We start from the raw sequence: 5,950 nt of genomic DNA on the forward strand, positions 1-5,950 counted from the left end.
GCGACGCCGCTGATGCTGGTCTCGGTCGGCATCGGCCTGTCCACGCTGGCGGCGATCGCGCTGATCGAGGGCAATCTGCGCGGGCAGATCATGGAGCGGCTGCCGGCGCATGCCCCGGCGCTGTTCTTCATCGACATCCAGGACAGCGAGCTGCGGCGCTTCGAGGCGATCGCCCGGTCGGTGCCGGGCGTGGGCGAGGTGCGGCAGGTGCCGAGCCTGCGGGCGCGCATCGTCGCCCTCAACGGCGTGCCGACCGAGCGCATCCCGGCGACGCCGCAGACCCGCTGGGCGCTGCGCGGCGACCGGGGGCTGACCTATGCCGCGTCGCCGCCGGACGGCACGCGCATCGTGGCAGGGCGCTGGTGGCCGCCTGATTACGCCGGCAAACCGTTGCTGTCCTTCGACGCGGAGCTGGCCAGGGGCTGGGGCATGAAGGTCGGCGACGTGCTGCGCGTGGCCGTGCTGGGGCGCGAGATCGACCTGACGGTCGCCAACCTGCGGCAGATCGCGTGGCAGAGCCTGGGGCTCAATTTCACGATGATCGCCAGCCCCGGCCTGCTGTCGCACGCGCCGCACACCCATATCGCGACTGTCCGCGCGACGCCCGCCGCGACCGGGGCGCTGCTGCGGGCGGAGACCGACGCCCTGCCCAACGTCACCGGCATCCCGGTGGCCGAGGTGCTGGCGGCCGTCGCCGGACTGCTCGCCCGCATCGCGGGCGCGCTGACGGCGACCGGCTCGCTCGCGCTTGCCTCGGGCGCGCTGGTGCTGGCCGGGGCGGTGGCGTCGGGACAGCGGCAGCGCATCCGCGACGCGGTGATCCTGAAGGCGCTGGGCGCCACGCGGGGCCAGTTGCGCCTCGCCTGGCTGGCGGAGTTCGGCGCGCTCGGCCTCGCCGCCGGCCTGCTGGCGGCGGCGGTCGGCAGCCTCGCGAGTTGGGCGGTCATGCGCTTCGTCATGCATGCGCCCTGGCTGCCGCTGCCGGGACGGCTCGGCGCCACTATCGTCATGTGTGTCGTGCTGATGCTCGGTTTCGGCTATGCTGGCACCGCGCTTGCCTTGCGGGCGGCGGCCGCGCCGGTGCTTCGTAACGACTAATCACCGAAGGCTTGACCTAGACCACTGACATTAACCCGATTTCGCTTGAAGGGTCGTGGTCGATCGCCAAGATTTGTGCATGGGCATATGCCCAGAGAGGGAAATACGATCCATGGCCTACAACCCACAGCAGTATCGGGCCTATCCGGGCGCACCGGGCGCGGCCGCGTCGGCGGCCGTACTGGACGCCGGGCTGCGGGCCTACATGCTGCGCGTCTACAACTGGATGACGTCGGGGCTGGTGCTGACCGGCATCGTCGCCTACGCGATCTCCCATACCAGCCTGATCGAGGCGTTCTTCCACCGCAACGAGGCGGGGCAGATCGTGCCGACCGGCCTTGCGCTGGTGGCGATGTTCGCCCCGCTCGGGTTCGTGCTGGTATTGAGCTTCGGCATCAACAAGCTGTCGCGCGGCGCGGCGCAGGCGCTGTACTGGGCCTATTGCGCGTCCGTGGGCGCGAGCCTGACGTCGCTGTTCATCACCTACACGGCGCAGTCGATCGGCAGCGTCTTCTTCGTCACGGCCGCCACCTTCGCGGCGATGAGCATCTACGGCTACACGACCCGCGCCGACCTGAGCCGGTTCGGCAGCTTCCTGTTCATGGGGCTGATCGGGATCATCATCGCGAGCCTGGTGAACGCGTTCTTCGTCCACAGCGGCCCGTTGCAGATGATGGTCAGCATCATCGGCGTGCTGGTGTTCACCGGCCTGACCGCGTTCGACACGCAGCGGATCAAGGCTGATTACGTCCAGTACGCCTATGCCTACGGGCCGGACGACGCGGCCAAGCGGAGCGTCTATGACGCGCTGAGCCTGTACCTGAACTTCATCAACCTGTTCATGCTGCTGATGAACCTGATGGGCAACCGCAACAGCAACTGACGCGGGGCGGCCAGCCGGCCCCAACAAAAAGCGGGCGGTCCCGAGAGGGGCCGCCCGTTTCGTTTTATCCCGGGTCACCTCCGCGGCCCGTGCGGGCGGGCCTATTCGGTGCCGGTCACCGTGGCGATCAGCTTCATGGACACCATGGACATATCCTCGGGGTCGCGGATGTAGCCCACGCGGACCACGCCGTTGATCGGGTGGCTGCCCGGTGCGGTGGGCGTCACGCCGACATCGAAGACGAGCGTCCCGTCCTGCACCGTGCCGCGCACCATCTTGTGGGCGAAGGCGACGCCGCCGTTATAGGACGAGAGCATGATGATGCGGTTGTTGTAGCCCTCGAGGATGCGGTAGCCCGGGCGGGGGCGGAGCGTGACATGCAGCGCGCTCGGCGTGCCGACGGGGCTGGAGACGTCGTGCACCTCGAGCGTGTAGCCGTCCGGCGCGGACCCCTCGGGCGGGGCGGTGGCGGAGGGCGCCGGCGTGTTGCTCGGCGCCGCGGCGTGCGTCGCGGGCGACAGCAGCAGGGCTGCCGCCAGCATCACGGCAAGCGCCGCGGGGGATGCGGCCGGCGGTGCTGCGGCGGCGAGCGTGCGGAGGAACTGCGGCATCGGTTTCTTTCGCATGGGGCCGGCGCGACAGGTCGGCGCAAAAGGGCCGGCCGCCCGGGGGCGGCCGGCCCGATCGCCGGTGTTCAGTGGCCGAGGGCGAAGACCCAGATCACGCCACCCTGCGGGACGTCCTTCTGCCAGCCGACCAGGTTCGCCATCAGGCCCTGCTGGAAGGCGGCATCGACGCCGTACCCGGAGACCACCGCGACATACTGCACCCCGTTCACCTCGAAGGTGGACGGCGGGGCAATGATCCCGGAGTTGGTCTTGAAGTGCCACAGCTCCTCGCCGCTGGTGGCGTCATAGGCACGGAAGTCGCGGTCGTTGGTGCCGCCGGTGAACAGCAGGTCGCCGCCCGTCGTCAGCACCGAGCCCCACATCATCGAGCTGGAATACAGGTCACGCCACACGCGCTTGCCGGTGTTGACGTCATAGGCCTGCAGCTCGCCGTAGAACCCTGCCTTCTTGTTGACCGAGAAGTGCAGGTCGGGGATGTCCACGCCCGTCCACCACTGGCCGGGCACGTATTCGGCGACCTTGCCCTCGAGCGTGTTGCAGTGGTTTTCGTTCGACGGGATGTAGACCAGCCCCGTCTTCGGGTTGTACGCCTCGTACGGCCAATCCTTGCCGCCCCACAGGCCGGGGCAGAACTGCGCCGACTTGCCGGTGCCGGGCTTGTGCGCCTCGTCCACGTCCGGCCGCCCGGTCTTGGCGTCGATGCCGCGGAACACGTCCTGCGGCACGTAGGCCTTGGCGTCGACGAAGTCGATCTCGCCCTCGGGGCTGCGGGCCAGCCAGTACATGTAGCCGTTGCGCTGCGGCGAGAAGAGCCCCGACACCTTTTTGCCGTCATGCTCGTAGTCGAGCAGCATCGGCGCGTTCATCGCGTCCCAGTCCCAGGATTCGTTCTGGTGATACTGGAAATGGCCGACCATCTTGCCGGTGTCGCCGTCGAGCGCGACGGTCGAGGAAGTATACAGGTTGTCGCCTGGGCGCTGATCGCCGAACCAGGGCGAGCCGTTGCCGGTGCCCCAATAGACGATGTTGGTCTTCGGGTCGTAGTTGCCCGTCATCCAGGTCGATCCGCCGCCGCGCTTCCAGGTGTCGGCCTTCTTCCACGTCTCGCTGCCGGGCTGGCCGGGCTCGGGGATCGTGTAGGTCTTCCAGGCGGGCTTGCCCGTCTCGGCGTCGAACGCCTCGATGAAGCCGCGCACGCCGAACTCGCCGCCGGCGATGCCAACCAGCACCTTCCCCTTCACGATAAGGGGCGCCATCGTCATGTAATAGCCGGTCTTCCAGTCCTCGACCTTGGCTTCCCACGCGACCTTGCCGGTCTTGGCGTCAAGGGCGACGAGCGTGGCATCCAGCGCCGGCAGGAAGACCTTGTCGCCGTACAGCGCGACGCCGCGGCTGGTGTTGTGCAGCGCGCTGAAGCCGTCCGGCAGCTGCCGGCGGTAGCGCCACAGCAGGTTGCCCGAGGCGGCGTCGAGGGCGATCACCTGGCTATAGGGGGTGGCGACGAACATCACGCCGTTGTTGACGATCGGCGGCGCCTCGTGGCCGGAGTCGACGCCGGTCGAGAATGTCCAGACCGGCGTGAGGCTCTTGACGTTGTTGCTGTTGATTTGCTCGAGCGGGCTGTAGCTCCAGCCGGCATAGGAGCCGCGGGTCATCAGCCAGTTCTGCGGCTCGGGATGCGTCAGCCGCGCATCCGTGACCGGCGAATAATCCGCGCACCGGCCGGCGGCGGTGGTGGCGACCAGCATCAATGCCGCCAGTCCTGAATAGAGCAGTGATTTCTTCACGTTGTGGCCCCCCTCTTGTTTTGTCGGTAGTCGGCAAAGCGACGGCAAAGGCACGTTCAGCGCGCGCGCACGCAGCCGGACTTCAGGTATGAGCCTGGGTCGCGCCGACGCGGGCGTTGAACGATTCCGAAACGACGGGCGTGCCGTCGTTCATTTTCAGCCCGAGCGCCGGCAGCGGCCGCGGCGCCGGACCGCCGACGACATGGGCGCCGTCACGGGGATCGTACATCGATCCGTGGCAGGAACAATAGAATACGCCCTGGTCCGACGACCACATGTTGACCGGACAGCCCTGGTGCGTACAGACGCCCGAATAGGCGACCACCCCGTCGGCGGCGAGGGGGCGGGTGTCGGCGGCCAGCACATCCGGTTTGAAGCGCGCCAGCAGAACGAGGTTCAGGCGTGAGCCGTCGCGCACAAGACCGGTTTTTGGATCGGCCGGATAAGCCTGTATCTGCGGACCACCGAGCGGAAGGTCGTCGGCCTTGACCACCGCGCCCTTTTTCGGACCGGTCAGGTGGACGAAATGATCGCCCGGCTGGGGCGGCTTTGATGCGTCCGGATTACCTCCGGCAGGATCGGCCAGAACGGCGTGACCGCCAGCTGTGCAGACAGCGACGGCCACAGAAGCCGCCACGGACGCGCGCACGACGTCGCGCCGTGTTGTTGTGCTTGGCAAACGTAACGCCCCCGACGTTGATTGCGGTGTCTTCCGCAACTTAATTGTCCGGACCATACGCAAGTACTATGGGGGTCGGCAAGCCGGCTCACGCGCCCGGGAGGGCGCCGATTCGCTGCGCCCGGCGCCTATCTGCCCTGCGTCACGGTATGTCGCGGGAGCGGCCGGTTGGGGGCGGCCGAGGGGACGCGGCCCGCTCGGGCGCGCGCCCCCGTCCGGGTCGGATCAGACGGTCTTGAGGAAGTTGGCAAGCTTGGCCGCGGCGGTCGGCTTGTCGGTCTGGTCGAGCGCCGCCAGTTCGGCGGCAAGACGATCCATGGCCGCCTCGTAGATCTGCCGTTCGGAAAAGCTCTGGTCCGGCTGTCCCGCGTTGCGGTGCAGGTCGCGCACCACCTCGGCGATCGCCAGCGGGTCGCCGGAGTTGATCTTCTGCTCGTATTCCTGGGCGCGGCGCGACCACATCGTGCGCTTGATGCGGGCGCGGCCTTTCAGCACCGCCAGCGCCTCGTCGAACATCTTGCGCGTGGCGAGCTTGCGCAGCCCCGCGCTGCGCGCCTTGGCGACCGGGACGCGCAGGGTCATGCGGTTTTCCTCGAACGTGATGTGGATCAGTTCGAGCTTGTGGCCGGCGATCTCCTCGACCGCGATCTTCTCCACCTTGCCCACGCCATGGGTCGGATAGACGACGTGATCGCCCTCCACGAATACCTCGGCCTTGGCCGGCAGGCGCGGCGGCGGGGGGGAGGGCGGGCCGTCGTCGTCCTCGTCCTCCTCGTCGATCTCCTCGGGCGCGGTCCGGGCGGCCGGCTTCGGTCCGGCGTCTGCCGGATCGGTGGTGGCCGGATCGGTGGTGGCCGGCGCGGGATCGGCGGCC

Annotated in this window: 6 protein-coding genes; 2 read left to right on the plus strand and 4 right to left on the minus strand. The window is 68.4% G+C overall.

Translation table 11 applies throughout. The annotated features are described in order from the left end of the window. Window positions 1-1,098, plus strand: a 1,098-nt coding sequence (locus tag B8460_RS04750; RefSeq protein ID WP_048860431.1) for an ABC transporter permease, incomplete at its 5' end; no start/stop codon positions are given. Between the two features lie 112 nt (window positions 1,099-1,210). Further along, window positions 1,211-1,981: a Bax inhibitor-1/YccA family protein gene (locus B8460_RS04755; RefSeq protein ID WP_048860432.1), complete on the plus strand. Its 771-nt coding sequence runs from the start codon at window positions 1,211-1,213 to the stop codon at window positions 1,979-1,981. A gap of 101 nt (window positions 1,982-2,082) precedes the next feature. Here B8460_RS04755 and B8460_RS04760 read toward each other — a convergent pair whose 3' ends face one another. The 4 genes from B8460_RS04760 to B8460_RS04775 form a co-directional block, all read right to left on the minus strand. Next, window positions 2,083-2,592 (minus strand): hypothetical protein, encoded by a 510-nt coding sequence (locus B8460_RS04760; protein WP_048860433.1) that lies wholly within the window; start codon window positions 2,590-2,592, stop codon window positions 2,083-2,085. An 83-nt stretch (window positions 2,593-2,675) separates the two neighbouring features. After that, complete coding sequence (locus B8460_RS04765; protein WP_199445548.1) at window positions 2,676-4,397, minus strand: PQQ-dependent dehydrogenase, methanol/ethanol family; 1,722 nt, start codon at window positions 4,395-4,397, stop codon at window positions 2,676-2,678. Between the two features lie 82 nt (window positions 4,398-4,479). Further along, the gene (locus B8460_RS04770; RefSeq protein WP_048860435.1) at window positions 4,480-5,022 is read right to left on the minus strand and encodes a QcrA and Rieske domain-containing protein; all 543 of its coding nucleotides are present in this window, start codon (window positions 5,020-5,022) and stop codon (window positions 4,480-4,482) included. A gap of 279 nt (window positions 5,023-5,301) precedes the next feature. After that, a partial coding sequence (locus B8460_RS04775; RefSeq protein ID WP_048860436.1) for a CarD family transcriptional regulator occupies window positions 5,302-5,950 on the minus strand: 649 nt, incomplete at its 5' end.

Source organism: Acidisphaera rubrifaciens HS-AP3, from assembly GCF_000964365.1.
Classification (GTDB): domain Bacteria; phylum Pseudomonadota; class Alphaproteobacteria; order Acetobacterales; family Acetobacteraceae; genus Acidisphaera; species Acidisphaera rubrifaciens.

Excerpts from the sequence above, each read along its gene's own strand:
- B8460_RS04755 (WP_048860432.1), top strand. The coding sequence starts at position 1,211 with ATGGCCTACAACCCACAGCAGTATCGGGCCTATCCGGGCGCACCGGGC.
- B8460_RS04760 (WP_048860433.1), bottom strand. The coding sequence starts at position 2,592 with ATGCCGCAGTTCCTCCGCACGCTCGCCGCCGCAGCACCGCCGGCCGCA.